The organism is Aeromonas salmonicida subsp. salmonicida (genome assembly GCF_001643305.1).
Classification (GTDB): domain Bacteria; phylum Pseudomonadota; class Gammaproteobacteria; order Enterobacterales; family Aeromonadaceae; genus Aeromonas; species Aeromonas salmonicida.
Genome location: NZ_LSGW01000100.1, coordinates 1 through 25,726 on the forward strand (window position 1 = coordinate 1; position 25,726 = coordinate 25,726).

General features: G+C 57.9%; 23 protein-coding genes and 1 pseudogene. 20 read left to right on the forward strand and 4 right to left on the reverse strand.

Annotation, left to right across the window (positions count from 1 at the left end):
* Positions 1-138 precede the first annotated feature (138 nt).
* On the forward strand, positions 139-1,476 hold the full coding sequence (locus AXW79_RS18770) for an MATE family efflux transporter (RefSeq protein WP_005317156.1): 1,338 nt from the start codon (positions 139-141) through the stop codon (positions 1,474-1,476).
* A 96-nt stretch (positions 1,477-1,572) separates the two neighbouring features.
* Here AXW79_RS18770 and AXW79_RS18775 read toward each other — a convergent pair whose 3' ends face one another.
* Both AXW79_RS18775 and AXW79_RS18780 read right to left on the reverse strand, forming a co-directional pair.
* Complete coding sequence (locus tag AXW79_RS18775; protein WP_011898452.1) at positions 1,573-2,397, reverse strand: peptidoglycan DD-metalloendopeptidase family protein; 825 nt, start codon at positions 2,395-2,397, stop codon at positions 1,573-1,575.
* 47 nt (positions 2,398-2,444) lie between these two features.
* Complete coding sequence (locus AXW79_RS18780) at positions 2,445-3,299, reverse strand: hypothetical protein (protein WP_005317152.1); 855 nt, start codon at positions 3,297-3,299, stop codon at positions 2,445-2,447.
* 176 nt (positions 3,300-3,475) lie between these two features.
* Here AXW79_RS18780 and AXW79_RS18785 point away from each other — a divergent pair, with 176 nt between their 5' ends.
* Positions 3,476-4,252: a BPSS1780 family membrane protein gene (locus AXW79_RS18785; RefSeq protein ID WP_005317143.1), complete on the forward strand. Its 777-nt coding sequence runs from the start codon at positions 3,476-3,478 to the stop codon at positions 4,250-4,252.
* A gap of 67 nt (positions 4,253-4,319) precedes the next feature.
* On the opposite strand, the gene AXW79_RS18790 is transcribed toward AXW79_RS18785, so the two are convergent.
* Positions 4,320-5,219 (reverse strand): LysR family transcriptional regulator, encoded by a 900-nt coding sequence (locus tag AXW79_RS18790; protein WP_005317141.1) that lies wholly within the window; start codon positions 5,217-5,219, stop codon positions 4,320-4,322.
* A 128-nt stretch (positions 5,220-5,347) separates the two neighbouring features.
* Between AXW79_RS18790 and AXW79_RS18795 the strand changes: the two genes are divergently transcribed.
* The 4 genes and pseudogenes from AXW79_RS18795 (at position 5,348) to oxyR (ending at position 9,851) form a co-directional block, all read left to right on the forward strand.
* The gene (locus tag AXW79_RS18795; protein WP_005317139.1) at positions 5,348-6,208 is read left to right on the forward strand and encodes a Vmh family MBL fold metallo-hydrolase; all 861 of its coding nucleotides are present in this window, start codon (positions 5,348-5,350) and stop codon (positions 6,206-6,208) included.
* A gap of 82 nt (positions 6,209-6,290) precedes the next feature.
* The gene (locus tag AXW79_RS18800; protein ID WP_005317138.1) at positions 6,291-6,926 is read left to right on the forward strand and encodes a DsbA family protein; all 636 of its coding nucleotides are present in this window, start codon (positions 6,291-6,293) and stop codon (positions 6,924-6,926) included.
* Positions 6,927-7,151: 225 nt separating this feature from the next.
* Positions 7,152-8,793, forward strand: a pseudogene (locus AXW79_RS18805) (methyl-accepting chemotaxis protein).
* Positions 8,794-8,954: 161 nt separating this feature from the next.
* Positions 8,955-9,851 carry a DNA-binding transcriptional regulator OxyR gene (gene oxyR / locus AXW79_RS18810; RefSeq protein ID WP_005317136.1) on the forward strand — a complete coding sequence of 299 codons (897 nt, stop codon included), beginning with the start codon at positions 8,955-8,957 and terminating at the stop codon, positions 9,849-9,851.
* 61 nt (positions 9,852-9,912) lie between these two features.
* On the opposite strand, the gene AXW79_RS18815 is transcribed toward oxyR, so the two are convergent.
* Entirely contained in the window at positions 9,913-12,399 is a 2,487-nt protein-coding gene (locus AXW79_RS18815) for a penicillin-binding protein 1A (protein WP_005317134.1), read from the reverse strand.
* 285 nt (positions 12,400-12,684) lie between these two features.
* Between AXW79_RS18815 and tapM the strand changes: the two genes are divergently transcribed.
* The 14 genes from tapM (at position 12,685) to AXW79_RS18885 (ending at position 25,622) form a co-directional block, all read left to right on the forward strand.
* Positions 12,685-13,758 (forward strand): PilM family type IVa pilus assembly protein TapM, encoded by a 1,074-nt coding sequence (tapM, locus tag AXW79_RS18820; RefSeq protein ID WP_085941426.1) that lies wholly within the window; start codon positions 12,685-12,687, stop codon positions 13,756-13,758.
* Positions 13,746-14,324, forward strand: a complete 579-nt coding sequence (gene tapN / locus AXW79_RS18825) for a PilN family type IV pilus biogenesis protein TapN (protein WP_005317129.1) — start codon at positions 13,746-13,748, stop codon at positions 14,322-14,324. Before tapM ends, tapN begins: the two co-directional genes overlap by 13 nt.
* Positions 14,321-14,920: a PilO family type IV pilus biogenesis protein TapO gene (gene tapO / locus AXW79_RS18830; RefSeq protein ID WP_005317126.1), complete on the forward strand. Its 600-nt coding sequence runs from the start codon at positions 14,321-14,323 to the stop codon at positions 14,918-14,920. Before tapN ends, tapO begins: the two co-directional genes overlap by 4 nt.
* Positions 14,917-15,447, forward strand: a complete 531-nt coding sequence (locus AXW79_RS18835) for a pilus assembly protein PilP (RefSeq protein ID WP_011898454.1) — start codon at positions 14,917-14,919, stop codon at positions 15,445-15,447. Before tapO ends, AXW79_RS18835 begins: the two co-directional genes overlap by 4 nt.
* A gap of 16 nt (positions 15,448-15,463) precedes the next feature.
* Positions 15,464-17,656, forward strand: coding sequence for a type IV pilus secretin PilQ (locus AXW79_RS18840; protein ID WP_043144717.1), 2,193 nt, complete (start codon positions 15,464-15,466; stop codon positions 17,654-17,656).
* 191 nt (positions 17,657-17,847) lie between these two features.
* Positions 17,848-18,366, forward strand: a complete 519-nt coding sequence (aroK, locus tag AXW79_RS18845) for a shikimate kinase AroK (protein ID WP_005317117.1) — start codon at positions 17,848-17,850, stop codon at positions 18,364-18,366.
* 14 nt (positions 18,367-18,380) lie between these two features.
* Entirely contained in the window at positions 18,381-19,460 is a 1,080-nt protein-coding gene (gene aroB / locus AXW79_RS18850) for a 3-dehydroquinate synthase (RefSeq protein WP_011898456.1), read from the forward strand.
* Entirely contained in the window at positions 19,453-21,048 is a 1,596-nt protein-coding gene (locus AXW79_RS18855; protein WP_005317112.1) for an SPOR domain-containing protein, read from the forward strand. Before aroB ends, AXW79_RS18855 begins: the two co-directional genes overlap by 8 nt.
* A gap of 70 nt (positions 21,049-21,118) precedes the next feature.
* Complete coding sequence (locus tag AXW79_RS18860) at positions 21,119-21,991, forward strand: Dam family site-specific DNA-(adenine-N6)-methyltransferase (RefSeq protein ID WP_005317110.1); 873 nt, start codon at positions 21,119-21,121, stop codon at positions 21,989-21,991.
* Positions 21,992-22,307: 316 nt separating this feature from the next.
* Positions 22,308-22,982 (forward strand): ribulose-phosphate 3-epimerase, encoded by a 675-nt coding sequence (rpe, locus tag AXW79_RS18865; protein WP_005317108.1) that lies wholly within the window; start codon positions 22,308-22,310, stop codon positions 22,980-22,982.
* Entirely contained in the window at positions 22,969-23,637 is a 669-nt protein-coding gene (locus tag AXW79_RS18870) for a phosphoglycolate phosphatase (RefSeq protein ID WP_005317106.1), read from the forward strand. Before rpe ends, AXW79_RS18870 begins: the two co-directional genes overlap by 14 nt.
* A gap of 38 nt (positions 23,638-23,675) precedes the next feature.
* Positions 23,676-24,680: a tryptophan--tRNA ligase gene (gene trpS, locus AXW79_RS18875; protein ID WP_005317104.1), complete on the forward strand. Its 1,005-nt coding sequence runs from the start codon at positions 23,676-23,678 to the stop codon at positions 24,678-24,680.
* A gap of 123 nt (positions 24,681-24,803) precedes the next feature.
* A complete protein-coding gene (locus tag AXW79_RS18880; protein WP_005317103.1) occupies positions 24,804-25,019 on the forward strand; it encodes a hypothetical protein in 216 nt (71 codons plus the stop codon).
* Between the two features lie 21 nt (positions 25,020-25,040).
* The gene (locus tag AXW79_RS18885) at positions 25,041-25,622 is read left to right on the forward strand and encodes an aminodeoxychorismate synthase component II (RefSeq protein WP_005317102.1); all 582 of its coding nucleotides are present in this window, start codon (positions 25,041-25,043) and stop codon (positions 25,620-25,622) included.
* Positions 25,623-25,726 lie beyond the last annotated feature (104 nt).

The window sequence follows — 25,726 nt, forward strand, 5'->3', positions numbered from 1 at the left end:
TAGGATCAGTTATTTAGCCTAAAGCAGGGGCCGGAGCGGGTAAAGTTTTCCATATTAATGATTTGTAACATAAATAACGGGCGATCCTGGCCTTGTTTGGCTATTATTCTGGCCGTTTCTCCCTCCTTTGAGCATCTTATGTCTGCAGTCGATCTGGGCACGGCCCCACTCTCTCGCCTGTTTTTGCGCTACGTCACACCGACCGTGGCCGCCATGCTGGTCACCGGCATCTATGTCACCATAGACGGCATCTTCGTCGGCCATATCCTGGGTCAGGACGGACTGGCGGGCATGATGCTGGCGTATCCCATCTGCGCCGTGCTCTATGCGGTGGGGGCACTGATCGGCATGGGCTCCTCGTCGCTCGCCTCCTTCTACCTCGGCAAGGGGGAGCAGGCAACTGCGCGTCACATCGTCGGCAATGCGCTGGTGATGGTGCTGATGGCCTCGGCCGTGCTCACCTTTATCGGCATTCGCTATGGTGAGGCCATGCTCTCCTGGATGGGAGCCGAGGGGGAGATCTTCAACGCCGGCCTGGCCTATCTGCGCTGGTATGCCTTGCTCGGGGTATTTGCCGTGCTCTCCATGGCATTTACCGCCTTGCTGCGCAACGACGGGCGACCGGGTCTCACCACCTGGATCCTGGTCGGCGGTGGCGTGCTCAACGTGCTGCTCGACTATCTGCTGATGGCAGTCATTCCCTGGGGACTGGCGGGGGCGGCCATTGCGACCATGCTCTCTCAAGCCGTGACCGGCGGACTCTGTCTGTGGCACTTTTTCACCCCCCGCAGCCAGTTGCGTATTCGCTGGGATACCCTGACGCCGAACTGGCGGCTGATGGGAGAGACCCTGCGCCTCGGGATATCGAGCTTTTTGATGTATCTCTACCTTTCGGTGGTGCTGGCGATGCACAACAAGGCGCTGCTGGCGGTGGGCACCTCGCTGCACGTGGCAGCCTATGGCGTCATCAGCTATAGCGAAGCCTTCTTCTATCTCATCTTCGAGGGGATCGCCATGGGCATACAGCCCATCGCCAGCTTCAACGCGGGGGCGGGCAACTGGCAACGAGTGTTGCGGGTGCGCAACCTGGCGCTGGGGGTCACCCTGTTGGTGGCACTGTGTGGCATGCTCCCGCTCTATCTGTGGCCTGAGGGGGTCGTCTACCTGTTTGCCGGCGACAATGCGGCCCTCTTGCCGGTGGCGAGCCTCGGCATCTGGCTTTACTTCTGGGGCCTGCCGATGGAGGGATTGCTGCTGGTGGGGGCAACCTACTTCCAGGCCATCAACCGGGCGCGCATCGCCTCCCTGCTCACCGGCGGCAAGCTGGTGCTGATCGGTGGCTTCCTGTGGGGCTTCTCCTCCCTGTGGGGGGTATCAGGTGTCTGGCTGGCGTTGCCGACTTGCAGCACTGTGCTGGTGCTGGTGATGTGGCGCGCCATGCGCAAAGAAGCGGGATTGCACGTTCCCGCCCATTGAGCGGTGTCCCCAAAACAGAAAAGGCAGCCTTGGCTGCCTTTTCTATTTTATCCGGTCTGCTCATCACGGCTGATGCGCTGGATTGGTTGTCTCGAGTCAGGGCTTGAAGGCCCCGATAAAGATGGCGGGATCGACCCTGGCATCGTTGAGGCTGACGTTCCAGTGCATATGGGGGCCGGTGGCACGGCCGGTTGCGCCGACTCGACCGACTATGCCGCCGCGGGGCAGGCTCTGGCCGAGTTTCACATCGATCTTCGACATGTGGCAGAACATGCTGATGAGCCCCTGACCGTGGTCGACAAAGACGGTGTTGCCATTGAAGAAGTAGTTGCCAATCAGGATCACCTTGCCGGCGGCCGGCGCTTTGATTGGGGTACCGGCACCGACCGCGAAGTCGAGTCCTGAGTGGGGATTGCGCTCCTCGCCATTGAAGAAGCGGCGCAGACCAAACGGGCTGGAGAGGGGCCCCTTGACCGGTTTGTCGAACAGCAAATTGCTGGGCTGGGTGGGGCTGAAGGTCTGATAGGCCCGGGTCTGCTCGGCCAGTTCGCGGTTGATGCGCACAATGTCTTCGGCCAGCGGATTGACCTGACGGCTGTTCTTGAGCTTGATGTGCTGCTCGCGATAGTGCTTGGACGTGACTGTGAAGCTGAGGGCGCGGCCATCATTGACCGACAGCTGCTGGGGTCCCTGCGGGGTTTTGAGGGGAATGCCGACGATGGCAATCCAGCGTTGGCCATCCTCTCGCACTACCAGCACAGGCTTGTCCTGATAGCGGACTGTGGGGGCCTGCAGCCCATTCCCGAGCGGTACCACGGCCACACCGCCGGGCACAGGGTGATTGAGCAGACGGCTGATAAATCCCTCGGCGAGGGTGGACTGGCTGGCCAATAGCAACAACAGACAACAAACGACTCTCATGACAGTTCCACGCTATGGGTTGGGTCAAACGAACAAGGTTAAGGGCATCAGGAGGCTGGCTGGAAGTGCTGATAGATGGCCTCCATCTGGACCGAGACCTCCTGGCGCACCAGATCCAGCTCCAGCATCTCTTGCAGCACTTTCAGCTGGCTCGGGTTCAGGAAGGTACGGCTGCTCTCCAGCACGCGTTGGGTATAGGCCTTCTGGTTTTCCAGATAGGTACTGGCATCGCCACTCTCCTGCTGGGACAGCTGCTGGTTGGCATCGCTCAGCAGACGCGTCAAGGATTGGCGCTGGGTCGGGGCAAGCAGCTCGCCGCGTTCCGCCAGCCGGCCCTGGATCTCCAGCAGCCGATTGATGTCACCCGAGTAGAGATCCTGCTCCAGCCGGGTGCGGGTATCCTCACCCAGCAGGTTGCTGATATTGCTCCAGATCCGCTGGCTCTCCTGCTCATAGGCATCGGGGTGATCGAAGCCGAGGCGGTAGAGTTCGCGCAACAGCTCCTGCACCTGACCGCGCACATCTTCCACTACGTCCAGCCGGTCGAATACCGTGGTGAGATGGCGGCCCTGCTCTGCATCGTAGAGGCGCTCGATCAGTACAGAGCCGTCGCTGGACTGGCTCCACTGGCTGATGGCGGCCTCCAGCTCCGGATTGGGGGGTATGGCTTCCTGAGCGGTGGCTGGCTCCCCCTGAGCGCTTTTGCCCGGCAGCTTGGCCATCAGGTTCTGGCCCGTGCTCTGGCTGGCGTTCGGGTTTGCAGCCCCATCGCACTGCGCCGTTCGGAGGGCTGCATCAGGCTCGGGTTGGGAATGGCCTGATGTAGCAGGCTGGGCCTGCCATTGCCAGAGGTTGAGCAGCAGTGAGGCCAGCAGGATCAGTGCCAGATGAAGTTTACGCATCTTGGATTCTCTTGAATAAGTGAATGCCCCTGGTGCGGGGGTCTCTTATGATAACTGTAACGCCTGATACAAGCAGCCATGACATGCGAAGTGCTCGCCTATGGTCACCGCCATTGAGTCAGTCGGCCCATGGCTCTAGAATCGGCAGCCAGCCCGTTATCATCTGAGGAAACGTTATGAATGGATTGTCCCCCCTGCGAGCCGAACCCGCCCGTCACCCCATCGGGTGTGGCTGGGTCTGGGTGCGATCCGGTTTCGATATTTTCAACAAGGGCATGGGTGTCAGCGTCGCCATGGTCCTGATCTGGTTCGCGGTCGGTCTGCTGCTGGATCGCCTGCCTGCGGGCGGCCTCATCTCCCAGTTGCTTTATATGGTGTGGGGTGCTGGCTGGGTGGTCGTGGCCCATCGGGGCTATGAGGGAAATGAGCTCAAATTTGCCGACTTCTTCGCCGGGTTTCGCAACAAGCTGACCCCGCTGATGCTGGGGGGCCTGCTGGTGCTGGCCCTGTTCACCCTGATCGGCCTCATTTGCCTGGGGCTGCTCTCCATGTGGGGGCTGACCTCCCTGCTGACCCAGGATCCCGAATCCATGGTGGTAAGCGTGGCTCAGGCGCAAGGGCTGTTGTTCTGTCTGTTGCTGGGACTGGCACTGCTGATCCCTGTATTGATGGCCATCACCTTCGCACCCGCCCTCATCTATTTCCACGATATGGGCATATTGCAGGCAGCCAGATTGAGTTTCAGGGGCTGTCTCACCAACATGTGGCCTTTCCTCTGGTGGGGCCTGATCACGGCTGGTCTGATGCTGTTTGGCGCCGCCCTGATGTTGATTGGCCTGCTGGTGGTGATACCGGCCCTCAACTACTCCATCTATGTGGCATATCGGGACATCTATCTGGATGTTGCTCAGGAGGCTCAGTCCGAGGCGCCATTGACCGGTTTTGAAGCCTGATCCGGCTACAACTGACCGGGATATACAGTGAAAAGGGGCCTGCGGGCCCCTTTTGCATGGCGTCGCTTTACTCCTGCCACATGGGGTCGGCCCCCATTCTGACCACCAGAAAATCGAGGAAGCTGCGCAGCAGGGGAGACATCTGTTTGCGGGTCCCATATACACCGTAGACGCCGAGCCGCTTGGGTTGCCACTGGCTTAGCAGGGGCACCAGAGCACCGCTTTCCAGATGAGGTTGCGCCGAGTAACGGGGCTGCATGCTGATGCCTGCCCCGCCCAGGGTGGCCTCCAGCAGCAGGTTGGAGATGTTGGCGCTGAGATTGCCGCTGACTGGCACGGATTCCGGTCCGGCCGGCCCCTGAAACTCCCACAGGCTCTTGCCAAAATAGGTGTAGGTGAGGCAATTGTGCAGGGCGAGATCCTGCACTTTCTGTGGAGTCGGGTGCCTTGCCAGATAAGCCGGGCTGGCACAGACCACTGAGTGGCAGGTGCCGAGCCTGCGGGCCACCAGGTTGGGATCCAGATCATTGGTGATGCGAATGGCCAAGTCGATCCGCTCCTCCACCAGATTGACGGTGCGGTCCAGCAGCAGTATATCGATGGCGGTACCCGCATACTGGGCCAGGTAGTCATTGGCAGCTCCCACCAGCAGGGCCTCCGATAGGGAGTAGCTGCTGGTGATACGCAATTGTCCCTTGGGCGCCTCATCGCCCCGGATGGCGATCTGCTCCATCTCTTCCCCCAGCGCCAGCATGGCTCTGGCCCGGTTCAGTGCCTCTTCCCCCGGGCCGGTCAGGCTCAGTCTGCGTGTGGTGCGATGCAGCAGACGAGCCCCCATCCACTGTTCCAGTTCCGCCAGATAGCGCGTCACCATGGCGCGCGACATCTCCAGCTTCTCCCCGGCACCACTCAGGCTGCCCTGTTCGACTACGCTGACAAAGACCCGTAATGCGGTCAGTCGATCCATGTGCAGGTCCTCTATATGTTCGATTAATGCAACAGTGATGCGCTTATTATGCTGTATTTGTACCGTTAATGATCCAATAAACTGTGTCCATCTGATGAACCACCCGATGACTTGATAAGGAATACCCGATGAACAATACCCTGATCCGCAATCTGACCCTGGCTACCACCCTGTTGAGTGGCGCTGCCCTGGCAGGCCCCCTGACCGTGACTGTCTACAACCCGGGTGAGAAGGCGATCTTCCCGGTCTCTTCCTCCCTGGTGGCTGGCGACAAAGAGGCCATTCTGATCGACGCCCAGTTTGATGTGAAAAACGGTCAGGCCCTGGTCGACATGATCAAGAAAAGCGGCAAGCAGTTGACCACCGTTTATATCAGCGCGGGCGACCCCGATTTCTACTTTGGTCTGGAGCCCATCCTGGCTGCATTCCCTGGCGTCAAAGTGCTGGCAGACCAGCATGTGATCGACCACATCAACAAGACCAAAGATGACAAGCTGACCTATTGGGGACCTATTTTGGGCGACGGCTCACCCAAGAGCCTGACAGTACCTCAGGTACTGACGGCCAACCACCTGACCCTGGAAGGGGAAAAGATTGAAATCAAAGAGATGAACACTCCGACCGCTTACCTCTGGGCGCCGTCCATCAAGACCGCATTCGGTGGTGTACCGGTTTATCACGGTGTTCACGTGTGGATGGCGGACAGCCAGACCAAGGAAGCCCGTGCTCACTGGGTGAAGACCCTCAACGAATTGCAGGCGATGAAGCCCGAGCGCGTCGTACCGGGCCACTTCCTGGGCACTGAGCCCAAGGGAACCGAAGCCGTGACCTTTACCCGTGACTACGTACAGCGTTTCGAGCAGGAGCTGGCCAAATCCAAGAATTCTGGCGAGTTGATTGAAAGCATGAAGAAAGCCTTCCCGTCCCTGCCGGTCGATGACGGCCTGGCCATCGGTGCCAAGGTCAACACCGGCGAAATGAAGTGGTAAGCCACTGAGCCTGCTTTCCCTGTGTTTTTTGCCGGGCCCTGGGGCCCGGTTTTTTTTAGCCAGACAATCGAGAGTGAATCACATGAAAGAGACAAGCCTGCATTACGTATATGACCCCCTCTGCGGCTGGTGCTATGGCGCAGTCCCCTTGCTGCAAGCGGCTGCCGGGATAGCGGGCCTTCGCATTGAGCTCCATGCCGGTGGCCTCTGGCTTGGCGAGCGTCGCCAGCCCATGGGCTTGGCCCTGCGCGATTACGTTCGCCCTCATGACGAGCGGATCCAGGCCCTGACCGGCCAGCCCTTCGGCGAGCGCTACTTCAACGACTTGCTGCTCAGTGATGGCCTCTTGCTCGATTCGGAGCAGCCCATCCGTGCCATCCTGGCGATCACGGCGTTGGGTGGCAATGGTCTGGCCCTGCTTCATCGCATCCAGCAGTCCCATTATCGCGATGGCATCTGGGTCGGCTCCCTCGCACACCTGAGCAGCCTGGCGGCAGAGCAGGACATTGACTCAGCTGCATTTGCAGATGCCTATCAGAACGTGGATCTGACCACTCATCTGGCGGACAGCCAGAGCTGGATGCGCCGCCTCGGCGGTCAGGGCTATCCCACACTGGGTCTGGTGCTGGGTGACAAGGTGATGCCGGTGTCGGCTTCGTCCTTCCTAGGGGAACCGGATGCATTTGCTCGCAAGATCCAGGAGCTGATGGGGCGTTGAATTCGTTTTCCTGCGGTTGAGGCATTGAATGAAAAGTGAACCTTGGCTGAGGGAGGCCGACTCTTCCTACCAGCGTCGCCCTCATGCTATCCACGGACATGACGATATATTGACTAGCGGATAGTTTGAAAATCATCCGCTTGCGCTCATCGCGCTATGCTCTATGGGTGATGGCTCGGGAGTGTGGCTCCACGGGTTTGCGTCCAGCCGCCAAGGATACCAATCATGTTCAAAAATATGTCTATAGGTCAGAAGTTGAGTGCCGGCTTTGCCGTATTAGCCGTGCTGGTTCTGGGGTTGGCGTGGTTTTCCATCGCTCAGCTGTCACGCCTTTACGGTGATACTGAAACCATCTCCGGGAACTTGTTGCCATCTACCCGCTATGCCAGCCAGATGCATGTGGCCATTCTCGATGCCCGTCGCTCCGAGCTGGCGATGGTAATTGGAGGTTTGAATAAGGACAGTCAAGAGGTTAGCGAACGTACCGCCACTTTTAACAAGGCGAAGCAGGAATTTGATGCAGCAGCACAAAAATATGGTGCCTTATCATTCAGCACGGATGAAGAAAAGCAGACTTATGCACAACTGCTCGCTGCGGGTGCTAAGTATTTCTCCGTGCATGATGAGCTGGTGACAGCCATTTTCCAATGGCGATCTCGAACGGGTCAAAAGCCTGCGTAAAAACGAGACCCGTGTTGCCTTGGAGGAGGTAGGTTCCAAATCCTATCGTCTGCGCGAGATCAACAACGAGATCGCCGACGGCATGGTCAAATCGGTTGCTGAGCTTTACAGCAACTCGCGCAACATGAGCATCCTGGTGGGAGTGGTGACACTGGCGTTCGTCGTGGTCGTGGCCTGGTTGTTGACCGGCCAGATCCGTAATCCTGTCATGGCCCTGCTGGAGCAGACTCGCAAGGTCTCTGCCGGTGATTTGGCTACTCAGCTTGACTTGAGACAGTTTAACAACGACGAACTGGGGCAGTTGGCCAAGGGGTTTGGCGAGATGCAGGGCAATTTGCGCAATCTGGTCAGCGAGGTGTCTGGCTCGGTAGTGCAACTCAGCTCGGCGTCAGAGGAGATAAGTGCCGTCGCCCGTCAATCCGCCAGCAATATGAACAATCAGCAGCATGAGCTGAACCAGCTGGCCACCGCCATGAACGAGATGCAGGCCACAGTGCAGGAGGTCTCCCGCAATACCAGTGACGCCGCCAGTGCCGCGACTCAGGCCAGCAGTACCGCCGAGCTTGGGGCTCGTACCGTCAACGACTCCATCAAGCGCATTGAGCAGGTGGCCGGTGCCATCGAGAGCACTGCCGTGGTGATCCGCCAGCTCGGCGATGATAGCCGCAATATCGGCATGGTGCTGGAGGTCATTCGTGGCATAGCCGAACAGACCAACCTGCTGGCATTGAACGCCGCCATCGAAGCTGCACGGGCCGGTGAGCAGGGCCGTGGTTTTGCCGTGGTGGCCGATGAAGTACGCACCCTGGCCAAACGCACTCAGGACTCTACTTCCCAGATCAACACCATCATCGCCGAGCCGCAGCAGCGGGCCGAACAGGCCGGCACTACCATGCAGCAGAGCCAGGAGATGATGAACTCCACCGTGAGTACGGCACGAGAGGCAGGAGCGTCCATCTCCGAGATCAGCGGCTCTGTGGAGAGCATCTCCCACATGAACATCCAGATTGCCACCGCAACCGAAGAGCAGGGGGCGGTGAGCGAAGAGCTCAACCGCAACGTGGTCAACATCAGCCACGCCTCGGAAGAGGTGGCGGCCGGCGCGACCCAGATGGCGCAAGCCTGCAACGACCTCAACCATTTGGCGACCCAATTGCAGGAGATGGTGCGCCGCTTCCGGGTGTAATGACGGTTTGACATTCACCGCTTGAGCGGGCCCGGATCCTGGATCCGGGCCCGTTTTGTTTTTCCATCCCCCCCTCTTTTTCCATTCAGTCACCATCCCTTGTCCCTCCTGTCTTTCTTGGGCATGCTAATGGCCCAATTGGTTGGCAGGATTCTGGATGTATGAACCTTCGCGATCTCGAGTATTTGGTGGCACTGGAAGAGGAGAAACACTTTCGCAAGGCGGCGGAGCGCTGCTTTGTCAGCCAGCCTACCCTGAGCGGTCAGCTGCGCAAGCTGGAGGATGAGCTGGGGGTGATCCTGATTGAGCGTACCTCCCGCAAGGTGCTGTTTACCCCGGCCGGTGATGCCATGGCCCATCAGGCGCGCAAGGTGCTAAAAGAGGTGCGTGAACTCAAGAACATAGGCCAGCACTTTGCCGAGCCCATGTCGGGCGAGATCCATATCGGCTTCATTCCCACCGTTGGTCCCTATCTGTTGCCCCACATCATTCAGGATCTGCGCGAGCATTTTCCCAAGCTGGAGTTCTACCTCTATGAGGAACAGACCCAGTTGCTGCTCAAACGGCTGGAGGAGGGAGAGCTGGATTGCCTCATCCTCGCCGAGCTGGACGGCATGGAAGGGTTTGGCTCCATCCCCCTCTATCAGGAGCCCATGTGGCTGGCGGTACCGCAGCACCACCCGGAAGCCAAGGCCAGGGCTGTGCCGCTCAGCAATCTCAAGGGCAAGAAGTTGCTGATGCTGGCCGATGGTCACTGCTTGCGGGATCAGGCGATGGGATTCTGTTTTGCCGCCGGCATCGGTGAGGATCAACGCTTCAAGGGCACCAGTCTGGAGACGCTGCGCAACATGGTCGCTGCCGGCAGTGGCATGACCCTGGTGCCCAGGCTTGCCGTGCCTGCCAATGCCGAGGAAGGCGGCGTCAGCTATCGGCCTGTGGTCGACCCAGTGCCGGGGCGCACCATCTCACTGCTCTATCGTCACTACTCGGTACGCAGGCCCTGCTTCAACGAGCTGGCCTCCCGCATTTCCACCCTGATGAAGAGCCTGCTTGGCTGACATTGCAGGTGTAGAAAAAGAAAACCGGCGCCTTGGCGCCGGTTTTGTCATCTGGTGTTGCTTAGAAGATATCGTCGGTGGAGACGGGTCCGTCAGTGGGCGAGCCATCGCCGCCATACACCTGATTGCCGTCCGAGCTCTGGGTCGCAAAGCGGGTCGGCTCCGTGCCTTCCTTGAAGAACTCCTCAGTGCTGCCGTCTGCGCGGTTGGTCAGCAGACCGGTTTCACGGTCGATCCGCACCGTGATGATCCCCTCCGGTACCGGTATCTTGCGCTCGGGCACCTGCTTAAGTGCCGTCTTCATGAAGTCGATCCAGATGGGCTGTGCAGCACCACCGCCAAACTCGGCCCGGCCCAAACCACGCTGGTGGTTGTCAAAACCTATCCAGGAGGTGGCGACCAGATTCGGGGTATAGCCGGAGAACCAGGCATCACGGGATTCGTTGGTGGTACCCGTCTTGCCGGAAATATCGTGGCGCTTGAGATCCCGCGCCGCGCGCCAGCCGGTACCACGCCAGCCATTGCCACCCCAGATGGCGGTGGTCAAGGTATCTGTGACCAGGAAGGCGCTCTGGGCACTGATGGTCTGCGGCGCCATGTTGTTGGGCACGACAGGATCGATCGGGCACTGGGCCTTCCAGTCAGGAGCTGTATTGGCATAGGCATCGGCACTGTCAAGGCCTGCCGCTGCCAGTACGCCGCAATCACGGCAGGCTGCAGCCGGATTGGCCTGATAAACGGGGACGCCAAAGCTGTCGACTACTTCCGTGATGAAGTAGGGGGTCACCTGGAAGCCGCCATTGGCGAGGACTGAATAGCCGCGCACTACTTCCAGAGGGGTGAACTCGGCGGCGCCCAGTGCCAGCGATTCGTTGGCGGAGATGGTATCGCGCGCGAATCCGAAGCGGGTCAGACCGTCGATATAGGTGTCCAGACCGATGGCACGCATCAGTCGCACCGACATCACGTTCTTGGACTTGGCAAGGCCGAGACGCAGCGAGGTGGGGCCTTCGTAGATGGCCGGGGAGTTCTTGGGCTGCCACATGGGGCCCTTGGAGGGATCCCACTGGTTTATTGGGGCATCGTTGATGAGGGAGGCCAGGGTATAGCCCTGCTCAAGCGCAGTGGCATAGAGGAAAGGCTTGATGTTGGAACCTATCTGGCGGCGTGCCTGATCGACCCGGTTGAATTTGGACAGCTCGAAGCTGAAACCGCCAACCAGTCCCTCTATGGCACCATCCTGCGGATTCATGGCCACCAGAGCCGCATTGACCTCGGGGATCTGGGAGAGCAGCAAGGCTTCGCCCTTCTCTCGGACCCAGATTTGGGCGCCAACTTTCAGCACATCACGGGCGGAACGGGGGGCGTAGCCCTGGCGATCGTCTGTGATGAAGGCGCGAGCCCACTTGATGCCGTTCCAGCCAAGCTCAGCCTGCTTGCCATTTTTCAGCACCAGGGTCGCCCCCTTGTCATCCAGCTTGGTGACCACGGCCGCCATCAGGGGTTCATAAGTGGGTTGCTTGGCCAGATGGGCCATTATCTGCTCGTAATCCCAATCGGCTTCGCCTGATTTCCACAGCAGTGCTGTCACGCCACGGTAACCGTGACGAGTGTCATAGTCGAACACCCCATCCAGCAAGGCCTGACGGGCGGCGCGCTGGCGCTTGGCACTGACAGTGGTATAGACGTGCAGGCCCATGGTGTAGGCATCTTCACCAAACTGCTGCACCATTTTCTGGCGCACCATCTCCCCCAGATAGGGAGCATTGAGGGTGATCTCGGCACCGTGATAACGGGCCTTGATGGGCATCTTGGACGCCTCGTCATACTGGGCCTGGGTGATCTTGCCGGTTTCCAGCATACGACCCAGCACCACGTTGCGGCGGGCAAAGGCACGTTCCGGCGAACGGATCGGGTTCAGCATGGACGGTGCCTTGGGCAAGCCGGCTATGATGGCGATCTCGTCCAGGGTCAAATCCTTGACCTCTTTGCCGAAGTAGACCTGAGCGGCTGCGCCGACCCCGAAGGCACGGTAACCGAGGGGGATCTTGTTCAGATAGAGCTGCAGAATTTCGTCTTTGGAGAGATTATGCTCGATGCGCCAGGCCAGAAACACTTCCTTGACCTTGCGCACTATGGTTTTTTCGTTGCTCAGGAAGAAGTTGCGGGCGACCTGCTGGGTGATGGTACTGGCACCCTGGCGAGCCTGGCCGGAAACAGCCCAGACAGTGGCCGCCCGAACGATACCGATCGGGTCGATACCCGGATGCTCATAGAAGCGGGCATCCTCGGTCGCGAGCACGGCATCGATCATGGGTTGGGGAATTTCGTTCAGATGCAGAGGGATGCGACGAATTTCGCCAAATTGGGAGATCAACTCCCCATCCCGGCTGTACACCTTCATCGGGGTGGCCAGCTTGACGTCGCGCAGAGCGGTCACATCCGGCAATTGGGGCTTGATGTAGAAGTAGATACCGATGAGGCTGGCAACACCCAGCACTGCACCCAGTATCATGACAATAAACAGGCGTACGAGCCATTTCAGCATGGAAGAACTACCAATCGTCTTAAAATTAGCCAACGGGCGCAGAGTATAGCCCTTTTGCCTCCGTAAATTCGAGGTTTTCCTGTTCGTAGTCAGGGTCCTCGACAAGAGGCGGGAGGTTAGCATTCTGTGGCTCAATAACCAAGGGGAGGCGGGCGCAGCCAGAAAGCGAGATGCATCACTTTTCGGTACAAACTTTATGACATTGATAGATAGAGCATTTAGGATGAGTTAAGCCATCACCTTGCTGTGAGCTGTCCTACAATCAATCCTAAAACCCAATAACGCATGGATGTGTATATGTTTGGGCTATTCAATAAAGGTTCCTTGCTTCCCTTGGCAGGCATTGATTTTGGGAGCCAGACCATCAAGGCCGTGACCATCACTGGTCGCCCCGGCAAACTGCATCTCGAATCGGTGGCGGAAGTCGTCACCCCCAAGGGCACCCCGGTCGATTACCAGTTGCAGGATATCGAACGGGTCAGCCAGTCTCTCAAGACACTCAAGCGCCTTATCAATGGCAACAGCCAGTATGCGGCCACTGCCGTTACCGGCTCCAATGTCATTACCAAGGTGATCCAGGTCGATGCTCGCCTCAGCGAAAATGAACTGGAAAATCAGGTGCAGCTGGAAGCCGAGCAGATCATCCCTTTCCCCCTCGATGAAGTGAGCCTGGATTTTGAGATCCTGAGCCTGGCCAGTGATCAGGACCGGCAGGAAGTGTTGCTGAGTGCGGCCCGTACCGAAAGCGTGAACGGGCGGGTCAGCGCCCTGGCAGAGGCGGGCATGACCACCAAGGTGGTGGATGTGGGAGCTCATGCCCTTGGGCGCGCCGTCCTCGCCTGCCAGCCCGAGCTGCTTGCCTGGGAAAAACCGGTTGGTGTGATCGATATCGGAGCCAGTGCCATGACGTTTGCGGCCTTGGTCAAAGGCCAGACGATTTATTCCAGACTGCAGAATTTTGGCGGGGATCAATACAGTCAGGCACTCTCCTCTTTTTACAGCATGAGCCTGGAGGAAGCCGAGCAGGCCAAGATCAAAGGCACTCTGCCCGCTGACCATGAGCTGGATGTGCTGTTACCCCATATCAATGCCCTGTTGCAGCAAGTCAGGCGCAACGTTCAGCTGTTTTGCAGCTCCTCTGGCTATCGGGAGTTGTCAAAGCTTGTCCTGACCGGAGGCGGGAGCCTGCTGCCCGGACTTGTCAGCCAACTGCAAGATGAACTCAATTGTGAGGTGTCGCATCCGGATCCTTTCAGCTTGTTTGGCAAGCCTAAAGGGGAGGGCGGTGTGGTCCATGGTGCCAAGTACATGACGGCGCTGGGACTGGCATTGAGGAGCTTCACACCATGTCAAATATAAACCTGCTCCCCTGGCGCGAAGCCCGCGCCCTGCGCCAGAAGAAACAGTTCGGGGTCATGCTCGGAATTTTCCTGGCGATCACCGCTTCTCTCGGCTTTGCCGCCGACTGGCTGGTGAAGCAGCAGATCAGCCATCAGCAGCAACGCAATCAGCGTTTGTTGCAAGAGATGACCATACTCGATGCGCAACTTGGCGAGATCCGCCTGCTCAAAGAGCGACGCAAGGAGCTGATCGATCGCATGCAGTTGATTGAACAGCTGCAGATGCGTCGCAATCTGCCGGTTCGTCTGTTCAATCAGCTGCCTTCGCTGGTGCCCAATGGTGTTTATCTGAATACGCTTGCTTTGCAAAGCAACCGGATCGACGTCAACGGCAAGACCGAAGCCTATGGCAGGGTCGCCAGCATGATGCGGCGCATCGATGGTTCCGGCTGGCTGAGCCAGTCACAGATCAGCACGATTTTTGCGGCAGACGTCGCACCTGTGTCGCTGAGTCAGTTCTCCATGATGTTTCTGGTCGCGACGACAGCCGGCGTCACCGTCGATGTGACTAAGGGGCAACAATGAACCTGCAACAACTCAATGAACTGGATCTCAACAGCATTGCCAGTTGGCCCAAGCTGGCCAAAGGGATTTTCATCCTGTTTTTCTGTGCGCTGCTGGGGGGGGCCATCTATTACTACGTGATAGCAAATTCGTTGACCTTGCTGACTCAGGAGACAAATAAAGAAGCGGAGCTGAAGGGGCAGTTTGAGAGCAAGGCGATGCTTGCAGCCAATCTGGGCGCATACAAGGCGCAAATGGTGCAGCTTGAACAACTGGTGGATGCCCAGCTCAAGCAGTTACCCAACACCCATGAGGTGGCGGGTTTGCTGGACGATATCAGTTTCATCGCGACCGACAATGGCCTCAAATTGAATCGCATCAATTGGGAGCCAGAGATCAAGCACGAGTTTTCCACCGAACTGCCCATGCGTATCGAAGTAGTGGGCACCTACAATCAGATTGGCAAGTTCACGGCAGACATGGCGGCTTTGCCGCGTATTGTCATCCTTGAGTCGTTCAACCTTGGTCAGAGCAAGGGAGAAGGTGAGCTGATCGCCATGTCGATGCTGGCCAAGACCTACAAGTACAACGGCAAGTCAGTGGGGCAGAAAAAATGAGAATGATCTGCGTGCTGTTGCCGGTGTGTTTGCTGACCGCCTGCAGTGGCCAGGATGACATGGATAATTATGTGGCTCAGACCAAGGCCAGGAAGCCGGTCCCCATTGAGCCATTGCCTGAAATCAAACCCTTTTCTCCCATGGCTTATCGGCTCAGTGAGCAGCGTAGCCCCTTTATTACTCCCCAGCCGGAGACCAGCAGTGCCAAGGTCGATGCCAAGGTAAAGCCTGATTGTGCCCAGATAGTGGCCAACCGGGAGAAGGAGGTACTGGAGAGGTACTCTCTGGCCAACCTCATCATGCAGGGCTCCCTTGGCCAGCAAGGGCAGCTGTGGGCTCTGGTCCGGACGCCGGATGGTCAATCCATACGGGTTGGTCTCAATCAGCACATGGGATTGGATCAGGGGCGGGTGATCAGGATCACTGACACTAGCGTGGATTTGATTGAGACTGTACCGGATGGCAAAGGATGTTGGGTCACCAGAGAAACCCAGTTGAGCATGGCCAATCTTGAAGCAAAACGATAATCAGGGATGAACTGCGATGAGAGCAACAATAGGTAGTGTCACCAGAGTAGTCCTGCTGTTTTGCGCCGGAGTATGTGGCCAGGCCTGGGCCGTGGCCACATTGCAAGAGGTCAGGGTCAATCCGCTGATGGCCGATCAGCTGTTGCTGGAATTGAGCTTCAGTGAACCCGTCAGCGGATTTACCGACCGCCTCTCCTACCAGCCTAATCAGCTGCTGTTGCATGTGCCTGGGGCCGTGGGGGCGCTCAATGTCAATCCTCTGTCCATCAAGCAACAGGGGGTCGACAACCTCAAGGTAGAGGGTAAAGGGACGGGTCTCGACATCAAGATTGCCCTCGACCAATTGACCCCTTATCAAGTGCATCAGCAGGGCAACAAGCTGCTGGTGGCGCTGGGAGACAAGGTAAGCATGCCACCTCCTGCCTCGTCCCAGTCATCCGGCATGGTATCGTCAGCACAGTCTGCGCCTGTCAATACACAAGCCGTCACTCAGTCAGCCTTGATTAATACCCAGATAGTTGCCCAGTCAGCCCAGGCTGCCGCCCCTGTTGCCAGCAAACCGGTTTTGCCCGTATCCCGCACCGAGGCGAGCGGCGCCTATTTCAATTCCGTCAAGGGCGTGGACTTCAGACGGGGCAAGGATGGGCAGGGGGAGTTTCTGGTGATGCTGGACAACAGCTCTGCAGCGGTGGATGCCAGCAGCCGCGGGCAGACAGTGCTGGCCAAATTTCATGGCACCCGGATACCGGATGAGCTGCTCAACCTGATCAATGTGCAGGACTTCGCCACACCCGTCTCCCAGGTGGAAGTGTTCCGTCAGGGCAATGACACCCTGTTCGAGCTCTCCGTCAACGGCCAGTTTGATTACCGTTACGATCAGGCTGACAAAATGTTCATCGTAGAGGTGAAGAAACGCATAGCGGCAACGGCTGGAAAACAGTATCAGGGCAAGCCTATCTCGCTCAACTTCCAGGATATCCCGGTGCGAACCGTGTTGCAGCTCATCGCTGATTTCAACAACCTCAATCTGGTCACCACGGACTCAGTGGCAGGCAACATTACCTTGCGACTCGATGGCGTGCCCTGGGAGCAGGCGCTGGACATCATCCTCAAGGTGAGAGGGCTGGATAAACGGCTGGATAACAATATCTTGCTGGTAGCGCCTGCCGAAGAGATTGCGCTGCGTGAGAAGCAGCAACTAGAGAGTCGCAACCAGGTGGCCGAGTTGGCCCCTCTCTACACCGAATACCTGCAGATCAACTATGCCAAGGCGACCGAGGTAGCCTCCCTGCTCTCCTCCGAGAACACCAAGCTGCTCTCTGCCAGAGGGGCGGTGAGCGTGGATGAGCGGACCAACGTGCTGGTGGTCAAGGACACTGCTGATGTGATCAGCAACATCAAGCCGATGCTGGATATCCTCGACATTCCGGTCAAGCAGGTGGTGATCGAAGCGCGCATGGTCACCATAGATGATGGTTTTGACGAGGCACTCGGGGTGCGCTGGGGGGTGACCAAGAACGACGGGCACGGTAACAGTACCTCAGGCAGCATCGAGGGCAACGATGGATCAGGCAACAACAACGGTGGTTCTGCCATCACTCGACCCGGGGTAGAAGACAGGATGAACGTCAACCTGCCGGTCACCAACGCCGCTGGCACCCTGGCATTCCAGGTTGCTCGTCTGGCGGATGGCACTCTGCTGGATCTTGAACTGTCGGCGCTGGAAAAGGAGAGCAAGGCAGAGATTATCGCGAGTCCAAGAGTCACTACGGCCAACCAGAAACCCGCATTGATCGAGCAAGGGACCGAGATCCCCTATGTGGAGTCCTCCTCCAGTGGTGCTACCTCGGTTACCTTCAAGAAGGCTGTCCTCAGCCTCAAGGTTACCCCCCAGATCACACCGGACAACCGGGTTATTCTGGACTTGACCGTGACCCAGGATACCAAGGGTGAAACGGTACCGACCGGTACCGGCGATGCGGTTTCCATCAACGCCCAGTCCATCACGACCCAGGTGCTGGTCAACAATGGCGAGACCCTGGTGCTCGGCGGCATCTATCAGCAAACCATCAAGAGCGACGTCAGCAAGGTGCCTCTGCTTGGTGATATCCCGGGCCTTGGCGTGTTGTTTCGCAAGACAACCAGCGAGAATAAAAAGCGGGAATTGCTGATTTTCGTGACACCCAAGATAGTTACCGACGCCTTCTGAATGCTTTACATGTGAGGGTAAAACACATATAACCTTACGCCCCAATGATGCTGGGGCGTAAGGGCTGCGGTTGCCAGTCCTGATTTCTATTGAGATAATCCCCCTCCTGATCCATCGCAAGATAAGGTTCATAGGTACCCCGATCGAGTGTTTGTCGGGGTCGTACAGTTTGTAATTACTAACGAAAAGACATGGCTGAGAAACGCAATATTTTCCTGATAGGTCCCATGGGTGCGGGCAAGAGCACCATAGGTAGACATCTGGCAGAACAACTGCATATGGAGTTTTTCGACTCAGATCATGAGATTGAGCGCCGCAGTGGTGCCGATATCGGCTGGGTGTTCGATGTTGAAGGCGAAGAGGGTTTCCGGATCCGCGAAGAGAAGGTCATAGGCGACCTTTCAGAACAGCAGGGTATCGTGCTGGCGACGGGTGGCGGTGCCATCAAGAGCCGAGAAACACGGAACAAGCTCTCTGCTCGCGGTATCGTGGTATACCTCGAAACAACGATTGAGAAGCAGCTGGCGCGCACACAAAGAGACAAGCGTCGCCCACTGCTGCAAACCGAAGAGCCGCCGCGCGAAGTGCTCGAGCGTCTGGCACAAGAGCGCAATGCGCTGTATGAAGAAGTGGCTGACTTTGTCATCCAGACTGATGATCAGAGCGCTAAAATCGTTGCCAATCAAATTGTTAAGTTGATCGGCATGTAATCTAGAGGACGTACATGGAAAGGTTGAAGGTCGAACTGGGTGAACGCAGTTATCCCATCGAGATAGCGGCGGGTCTGTTGCAGCATGCAGAAGTGCTGACACAAACCATCAAGGGAAAACGGGTCATGATAGTGACCAATACCGTTGTCGCTCCCTTGTATCTTGAGAGGATTATCCAGTTGCTGTCCGGTTTTCAGGTTGAACACCTGATCCTGCCGGACGGTGAGGCTTACAAGACCCTGGCAACCTTCGAGCGGATCATGTCTGCTCTGCTGGAAACCAATCATGGTCGGGACACGACACTGATCGCCCTGGGGGGCGGTGTGATAGGAGATGTTGTCGGCTTTGCTGCGGCAAGCTATCAACGTGGCATTCCTTTTATTCAAGTGCCTACCACACTGCTCTCCCAGGTTGATTCCTCCGTCGGCGGCAAGACCGCCGTCAACCATCCCCTCGGCAAGAACATGATTGGAGCCTTCTATCAGCCCAAGCATGTGGTCATTGATACCGAGTGCCTCAAGACCCTGCCTGCCCGCGAATTTGCCGCCGGCATGGCCGAGGTCATCAAGTACGGCATTATCTGGGACGCCGAATTTTTCTCCTGGCTCGAAACCAACATGTCCCGTCTGCAGGCGCTGGAACCAGCGGCCCTGGCGTATGCCATCCGCCGTTGCTGCGAAATCAAGGCCGATGTGGTGACGCAGGATGAGACGGAGCACGGGGTTCGCGCTCTGCTCAATCTCGGTCACACCTTTGGTCACGCCATCGAGGCTGAAAAAGGGTATGGCAACTGGCTGCACGGTGAAGCGGTCGCCGCGGGCATGATGATGGCTGCCTCCACGGCCGAGGCCCGGGGCGATCTGGATGCAAGGCAGCTTGCTCGCATTCGCGATCTGCTGCTGGCGGCCAATCTGCCCATTCAGGCACCTGCCGATATGGATTTCTCTGCCTTCATTCGCCATATGCGCCGAGACAAGAAGGTATTGGAAGGCAAGTTGCGACTGGTGCTGCCGGTCGGTATCGGTCACGCGCAGGTCGTAGCCGATGTCTCCGATGATGAATTGCTGGCGGTGATTGAGTCTGGTCGTGAGTAACAATAAACTGCTTAAATTTCCTTCCCAGCGGCAGCTGGTTGATCGGCTGCTGCATCTGATTGAATTCAATCACCCTTTTATTTTTCTCTCCGGCAAACCCGGCAGTGGCCGCGGCACCCTGTGTGAATCCCTGCTCGGCAACTTGCCCGAAAAAGTGCGGGTAGTGAGCCTGATTGGCAGTACAGCCATGAAGATGGCGGACGTTCGCCAGCTGCTGCTGCCCCAGGTGGTGGCAAGGCCGCTGTTCAATCCGCAGGATGCGCTGGCAGAAAGTTTCTTTCGCATGCTGGAGGGCAAGCCCTCCACCCTGTTGCTGCTGATCGAGCGTGCTGACGAGCTGCCTGCCGAGCTGGTCGGCGAGCTGTGGAGTCTCTGTCGTCATAACGATACCCTGCCCATGCCACACCAGCTGGCGATCGTGCTCTCCGGGAGTGACGTCTGGTGTCGCACTCAGAAAAGCCTGCTAAAAGGGCGGGCCATGCCGGCTCTGGAGCTGGAGGTCGCGCCACTGAGCGCACCGGAGCAACGTATCTTCTTGTATGAGAAAGCCAAAGAGCTCAAGATCCCGACAGCCCTCTTGCCCAAGCTGAAAGTGGAAGAGATCCTGAACGTGGCGAATGGACATCCGTCCACCATCATGCAGTTACTGGAGGATATCATGACCGACAGAAGGCCCAAGAAACGTCAGGCCGAGTTGCCCGTTAAAAAGATTGCCATAGTGCTGGCGCTGGTTGCCGGCGGTCTGCTGGCCCTGAGCTATCTGCTGCCAGCCCTGTTCAGCGACGAAAGCAAGAGCACCGGGCTCGCCCCCTCACAAACCACTGCCTTGCCCATTCCCGTCTCAGGCGGAGATCCACTGACCGCAGGCGGTAGCAGCAATGACAGTCAGAATGGCGGTCAAAGCAGCCCGAATGCCAGCGGTGATAACCCGGGCGGTGTGGTGCGTGATTGGCAGCCTGATGCCAAGGTATTGCCCAAAGCCGTCGAGAGCGAAACACTGACTACTGAATCGACCAACTATGAGGGGCGCCGTGTGGTGATCTCCGACGAGGTGGTCCAGAAGTTGATGAAACAACCCAATGTCAGCGGTGCCTTGCCCACTGGTGTGGTGGATGAGCTGACCGGTGTCAGTTCCCGGGCTGCTTCGACCGAGAACCCATCGACCCAGGGACTGACAGCGCAAGCTCCCCAATCGGCCACTGAGCCCAAGGCCCGGAACACGGCCCCCGTTACCAAACCGGTCGCCAAGCCAGCCGTTGTCGAACCGGCGGCTGCACCTGCGCCCAAGGTCGCCCTGACGCCGACGGCGACCCTGAACAAGAAGCCCAGAAATCACTACAGCGTCCAGCTGATGGGGGCGAGCAACACAGCAGCGGTTGACAAGTTTGTGGCCGAACATGGTCTGACTGGCAATGTCTGGGTCTACAAAACCCAGTTCCGTGGCAGCCCCTGGTATGTGGTGCTGCAAGGGGATTACGCCAACACCACTCAGGCCAAGGCCGCCATTCGCAAGCTCTCGCCCGCCCTGCTCAAGGGGCAGCCCTGGCCCAAGTCGTTTGCTCAGGTACAAAAAGAGTTGAAGCAATAGCCATTCGGCCTGAGAAGGGGGTAGAATCGTCCCCCTTTTTGGGTCTATGCCTTCTTAACACCGGATTTCCATGAAAAAAACACGCGCTTTTTTAAAATGGGCCGGGGGAAAATACTCCCTGGTTGAAGAGATTGCCGAGCGTTTGCCTGCCGGGCGTGTGTTGTTGGAGCCCTTCGTCGGGGCCGGGTCTGTCTTTCTCAACACCGACTACGATGCCTATGTGCTCAACGATATCAATCCGGATCTGATCTGCCTGTACAACCATCTCAAGGTGATGCCGGATAATTTCATCACCGAAGCACGCAAGCTGTTCGTAGCGGAGCACAATCACAAGGCGGCCTACTATCGGTTGCGCACCCAGTTCAACCAGACTGAAACCACCTTCGAGCGGGCGATGCTGTTCCTGTTTCTCAACCGCCACGGTTTCAATGGCTTGTGCCGTTACAACAAGAAGGGCGGCTTCAACGTGCCGTTCGGTTCCTACAAGAAGCCCTACTTCCCTGAAAAAGAGCTGTGGGCCTTTGCCGAGAAGGCGCAGAAGGCGACCTTCATCTGTGAAAGCTACGCCGATGCCATCAAGCGTGCCGAGGAAGACTGGGTGATCTACTGCGATCCCCCCTATGCGCCACTCTCCAACACGGCGAGCTTCACCACTTATTCAGCCGGCGGCTTCACCCTGGACGATCAGGCCATACTGGCGCGGCTGGCACGTCATACCGCTGCCCGCAAGGGGGTGCCGGTGCTAATCAGCAACCACGACATAGCGCTGACCCGTGAGCTCTATCGTGGCGCTCGACTGGACGAGATTCTGGTCAAGCGCACCATCAGTCGCAACGGCGGCAGTCGCAACAAGGTAGCCGAGCTGCTGGCGCTTTATCCGCCCGGTATAGAGCCGGAACAGGGCTACTACCCAAGCGACGGCGAACTTGTTTCGCTCGGCTGATCCTCTGGCGGCACTTTCGGGTGCCGCTGCTGTTTCTGCCTGTCGCCATCCTGGTGTTCGCCTCGTTTTCACCGGATATGGGCGATAAATCGGGTGACCCGCTTTTTCCTGTCTGCGCTAGGGTTCGTTTTCGTCGGATATGGGCGGTAAATCGGGTGACCCGCTTTTTCCTGTCTGCGCTAGGGTTCGTTTTCACCGGATATGGGCGATAAATCGGGTGGCCCGCTTTTTCCTGCCTGTGTTCGGGTCGTTTTCATCTGATATTTGCGGTAAAATTGCGCCGCTTTTTCTGCCACGCTGCCAATGGATGACGCTGATGAAAGACTTTCTGATTGCCCCCTCAATCCTCTCCGCCGATTTCGCTCGTCTGGGTGACGATGTTGCCAGGGTGCTGACCGCCGGTGCCGACGTGGTGCATTTCGATGTGATGGACAACCACTATGTTCCCAACCTGACCATAGGCCCCATGGTATGTCAGGCCCTGCGTGACTATGGCATCAAGGCGCTCATCGATGTGCACCTGATGGTCAAGCCGGTAGATCGCATCGTTCCGGACTTTGCCAAGGCGGGGGCCAACCTGATCACCTTCCACCCGGAAGCATCCGATCACGTGGATCGTACCCTGGGTCTCATCAAGGAGCAGGGCTGTCAGGCCGGTCTGGTGCTGAATCCGGCGACCTCGCTCTCCTGTCTGGAGTACGTGATGGACAAGCTGGACGTGATCCTGCTGATGTCGGTCAACCCTGGCTTCGGTGGCCAGAGCTTCATCCCCGGTACACTCGACAAGCTGCGTCAGGTGCGTCGCCTGATTGACGAGAGTGGCCGTGACATTCGCCTCGAGATCGACGGCGGCGTCAAGGTAGACAATATCCGCGCCATCGCCGAAGCGGGTGCCGACATGTTCGTGGCGGGCTCTGCCATCTTCAGCCAGCCTGACTACAAGGCGGTGATTGACCAGATGCGTGCGGAGCTGAGCCATGTCCAGCGCTGAGCGTGATTTTGATCTGGTGCTGTTCGATCTGGATGGCACCCTGATCGACAGTGCCCCCCAGCTGGCGCTGGCGGTCAACCGTACCCTCACTGAACTGGGTCTGGCCGAGGCTGATGAAGCCGTGGTGCGTACCTGGGTCGGCAATGGCGCCGACAAGCTGATCCAGCGCGCGCTGGATTATCGTGAGGCTCCTGAACTGTTTGCCAGGGCCCGCCCCCTGTTCGATCAGCACTATCAGGCCTGTTTGCTGGAAGGGCTTGAAATGTATGACGGTGTGGAACAGAGTCTGCGCCGCCTACAAAAGCTGGGTTACAAACAGGCCGTGGTGACCAACAAGCCGAGTCACTTCGTGCAGCCAATCCTGGATGCCCTTGGCATCAGCGACTGTTTCGCGCTCTGGCTGGGTGGCAACTGTGTGCCGGTCAAGAAGCCGAGCCCCGAGCCCCTGCTGCATGCCTGCCATGAGCTGGGCGTCAGTCCGTCCCGCACCCTGATGGTGGGCGACTCCGAAAATGACGTGCTGGCCGCCCAGGCCGCCAGCATGAAAGTAGTGGGGCTCACCTACGGCTACAACTATGGTCGTCCCATTGCAGATTCCCGCCCGGACTGGGTATATGAGCAGTTTGCCCAGCTCGATGCCCTGTTAGCCGAGTAAGGTGTCGGGTTGGCCGAATAACAAGGATTAACACTCTCATGACTAAACCAATCGTACTGAGCGGGGCCCAGCCGTCGGGTCAGCTGACCATAGGCAACTATATGGGCGCCCTGCGTCAGTGGGTCAACATGCAGGATGACTTCGACTGCCTCTACTGCATCGTCGATCTGCATGCCATCACCACCCGTCAGGAGCCAGCCGCCCTGCGCAAGGCGTGTCTCGATGCCGCCGCCCTCTATCTGGCGGTGGGGATCGATCCGGCCAAGAGCACTGTCTTCATCCAGTCCCACGTGCCGCAGCACGCCGAACTGGGCTGGATCCTGAACTGCTATACCCAGATGGGCGAGCTGTCGCGCATGACCCAGTTCAAGGACAAGTCCGCCCGTTTCGAGAACAACGTCAACGTTGGCCTGTTCGGTTATCCGGTACTGATGGCCGCAGATATCCTGCTCTATCAGGCCAACCAGGTGCCGGTCGGCAACGATCAGAAACAGCATCTGGAGCTGACACGCGACATCTGCACCCGTTTCAACAACCTGTACGGCGAAGTGTTCACCCTGCCGGAACCCTTCATTCCGACCGACGGGGCGCGGGTGATGAGCCTGCAGGATCCGACCAAGAAGATGTCCAAATCTGACGACAACGAGGCCAACTTCATCGGCCTGCTGGAAGATCCCAAGCAGATCGTCAAGAAGATCAAGCGTGCCGTGACCGACTCCGACGAGCCGGCAGTAGTGCGTTTTGATCCCGAGAACAAGCCGGGTGTGTCCAACCTGCTGACCCTGATGTCCGGGGTGACGGGCCGTTCCATCCCCGAATTGGAGCAGCACTTCGAAGGCAAGATGTATGGTCACCTCAAGACCGAGACTGCCGAGGCGGTCGTTGCCTTGCTGGAGCCCATTCAGGCGCGCTTCCGCGAGTTGCGTCAGGATGAGGCTCATCTGCAAACAATTTTGGCGGCAGGCGCACAAAAGGCGCGTGAAAGGGCTGAAAAAACACTGACCAGCGTATATGATGTAGTCGGCTTCGTTCCTCGAGCCTGACATACTGGGAAGGTGTAGTAGAAGAGAGCTGGGTCTTTGCCTGGCTTTCTTTGTTTTACCCGACCTGCTATTCGTTAATTCATCTTCCAATTTCAAACGCGGGCTTCTGCCCCAAGAGTGAGCATGTCTGTCGAATTAAACACCACGATTGAAGAGTTGGGTGACAAGGGTCACTGGCTGCGTAAATTCCGCAAGGCCAAGAACCTCAATACCCTGCAACTGATGGTCTCCAACGCCATCGACAAATACCACAACACCCCCGCCATTGCCGCCGCCATCTATCTGGCAGAGTGCCAGCGCGAGCGCGAAATGGAGCAGGGCCGCTATCTGGACCGTTGATTCTCTGCCTCTGGTTGCCCCATGCTGTTGTTGATCGATAACTACGACTCCTTTACCTGGAACCTGGTGCAGTATTTTGGCGCTCTGGGGCAAGAGGTGGTGGTAAAGCGCAATGACGAGCTGACGCTGGATACCATAGCGCAGCTAGCTCCCCGTTATCTGGTGATCTCTCCCGGCCCTTGCACGCCCAATGAGGCGGGCATCTCCCTGTCGGCCATCAACCGCTTTGCGGGTCAGCTCCCCATCCTTGGCGTCTGTCTCGGTCACCAATCCCTGGCCCAGGCTTTCGGTGCCAGAGTGGTGCGCGCACGTCAGGTGATGCACGGCAAGACTTCCCTTATTCGCCATCAGGGCGGGGGAGTATTCAAGGCGCTCAACAACCCGCTGCGGGTCACCCGCTACCATTCGCTCATCGTGGAACGGGAAACCCTGCCCGACTGCTTCGAGGTTACCGCCTGGAGCGAACACGCCGATGGCTCTTTTGACGAGATCATGGGTCTGCGCCATAAGCAGTTGAATATAGAGGGGGTTCAGTTCCATCCGGAGAGCATTTTGAGCGAGCAGGGCCACCAATTGCTGGCCAATTTTCTAACCAGTTCCTGAATGGTTGTGATTGGCCTCACAGAATCGAGATGAGGCCAAAAATATTTTCCCTGACACTTTATTCACCCCCCTCCCTGTCCAAATTATCTCTTGCCAACACCCCC